This window comes from Mycobacterium sp. E1386, assembly GCF_001672745.1.
GTDB lineage: Bacteria > Actinomycetota > Actinomycetes > Mycobacteriales > Mycobacteriaceae > Mycobacterium.
Window position 1 is genome coordinate 1 of the sequence record NZ_LZKH01000144.1, and the last position, 574, is coordinate 574.

The window sequence follows — 574 nt, forward strand, 5'->3', positions numbered from 1 at the left end:
GCCCCGACACCTACTTCGACTCCGGCGGCATCCATGTCGACTTCGCCGACCCGTACTGCCCCACGTTGCGCGCCGCGTCCACCCGCGAACCGATGAAACCGGCGGCCCCCGTTAGCAATACCCTCATGGCAGCTCGAGGGGCAGCGTGACGCCGGTGTGCGGCAGGCAGTGCGTGCAGTTGCGTTCGTCTGCGACCCGGCCGATCGCCTCGCGAACCAACTCCTTGAACGGCCCGATGTTCTTCTCGAATTCGGCGAACACCTGGACGGTCGTCACGCCCTCGCCGACCGCGACACCGGCGTCCAGGTCGGTCACCAAGGCGATTGCCGCATAGCACATTTCAAGTTCCCGGGCGAGCACCGCCTCCGGGTAGCCGGTCATGTTGACGAGAGCGAACCCGGCGGATGCGAACCACTGGCTTTCCGCACGCGTGGAGAACCGCGGCCCCTGGATCACCACCATGGTGCCGCCGTCGACCACATTGGGTAGGGCGGTGACCGCGGCGCGCAACGTGGGGCAGTACGGGTCGGCGAAGTCGACATGGATGCCGCCGGAGTCGAAGTAGGTGTCGGGG

Annotated in this window: 2 pseudogenes; one reads left to right on the forward strand and one right to left on the reverse strand. The window is 67.1% G+C overall.

Annotation, left to right across the window (positions count from 1 at the left end):
* A pseudogene (locus A5709_RS28100) lies at positions 1 to 92 on the forward strand (S-methyl-5'-thioadenosine phosphorylase); the annotation flags it as partial.
* A gap of 31 nt (positions 93 to 123) precedes the next feature.
* Here A5709_RS28100 and A5709_RS15160 read toward each other — a convergent pair.
* Positions 124 to 574, reverse strand: a pseudogene (locus tag A5709_RS15160) (S-methyl-5'-thioadenosine phosphorylase); the annotation flags it as partial.